The following is a 1,510-nucleotide window of genomic DNA, read 5'->3' as shown; positions in this document are numbered from 1 at the left end:
GCGGTGACGGTCAGCCGGTACAGCCCGTCCCCCGCTTTCTGCCGCGCCATCGGCTCCAGCATCCGGATGACGCCCCACGGGCCGCTGTGGTTTGCATACAGACGGCTTCCCGCCGTCGTTGACGTCCAGGTCAGCATCGCCCCCGGTTTATTCATCACCCCCGGCCAGCGGAAGCGCTGCCAGTCGGCCAGCTGGTTAAAATAGTGCAGCGTCTGCCCGTCAAGCGTCAGCGCTGTTTCCACCACTTCCCGCATCGCCACCCCCTGCATCTCAAAGCTGATGCCCTGGCTGCCGTCGGTGAACAGGATATCGGACAGCTGGCTGAGCTGGTTCACCGCGTTCAGGAAGGCCGGGCTGAAGGTCAGCCCCTGGCTGCGGGTGCCGTCCGCCACCCAGTCGCTGCCCTCCCGGCGCAGCACCCCGCCCAGCTCCGTACTGAGAAAACGGTCAATACGTCCGGTATCGCGGCGGATAAACGCCGCCAGCATCGGCAGCGAAGCGTCGCTCTTCCCGGCCGCAAAGGGATAGCGCCCCTGAAACGCCGCATTCCAGTTCGCGACCACGGAGCGCTGCCACGCCTCGTTCAGGCTGGCCGCCGACGGCTGCAGTACCGCCTCCCGGGCCTGAGTCAGCGGCTGAACAAACATCGTCTGCCCGAAACCGCGCCACGCCTCACCGAGGCTGGCCGCCACCAGGCTGCCGTACTCCTGCGTGTCGGTCAGCTCCACGCTCCGGCCCCGGAACACCGTCTGCGCCAGCTGCTGCATCATCGCCTGCGGGTCGGCGGCATTCGCCACCTGCTGAAGTTTCAGGCGCACGCGGGTGATGCGGGTGAGCCAGGTCTGAAAGCTGAGCGAGCTGTCGGCAGCCATCACCTTCTGCGCGCTGTTTTTGCCCGTCAGGGTCAGCAGCGGGCCGAAGGTGCTGTCCAGCGGGCCGCGAGGACCGGCTGCCTGCTGGTCAATGACCGGCTTTTTATCCCTACCCGGCAGATTTTTCGCCGTCCTCACCAGGAAATCAGAGAGAGCCTCCCCCTGCTCTCCGGTCTGCCCCTGCCAGGCCAGAGTGTTCATCAGCGCAATCAGCGGCGACTGGCGGACATCGCCGGTCAGGGTGAGCTGGTCGGTGACATCGGTAATGTTGTGCGCCGGATTCAGCCGGATGCTGTTAAGGAAGTTCAGCCACGCTCCGGCAAAATCGGTAAAGTAGCGGTTCGTCAGCCGCTGTTTCAGCGCCTCCGGGGAGACATCCGTGGACACGGTGTTACGGTTGTCGCTCAGCACCCAGTCGATTTCATCGCGCCGCGAGGCCACGGCGGCGTCGATGGCGTCCTGAATACCGCCTTCCCACGCCTGGCGGGTGAACATTCCCGGCACCACCTCGTCCGTGCTGAACAGACGGCGGGCGTCGGTCTGCGGCGTCATGTCCTCAAGCGTCATATCGGCATAGTTGCGCCGGACGGCCGTCAGCATGTTCTCATAGAGCGTGCTTTCGGCGTTGCGCTGGCCTG

1 protein-coding gene is annotated in these 1,510 nt (G+C 65.3%); it reads right to left on the bottom strand.

The features are described from left to right. Positions 1-1,510: ImcF-related family protein (locus ACSIPU_RS30245; protein WP_435322464.1), on the bottom strand; the 1,510-nt coding region annotated here is incomplete at both ends.

Source organism: Klebsiella sp. HN106, from assembly GCF_051209435.1.
Taxonomy (GTDB): Bacteria; Pseudomonadota; Gammaproteobacteria; order Enterobacterales; family Enterobacteriaceae; genus Klebsiella; species Klebsiella oxytoca.
The sequence above is the reverse complement of the archived record's forward strand: the minus strand, read 5'-3'. Positions and strand labels throughout refer to the sequence as shown.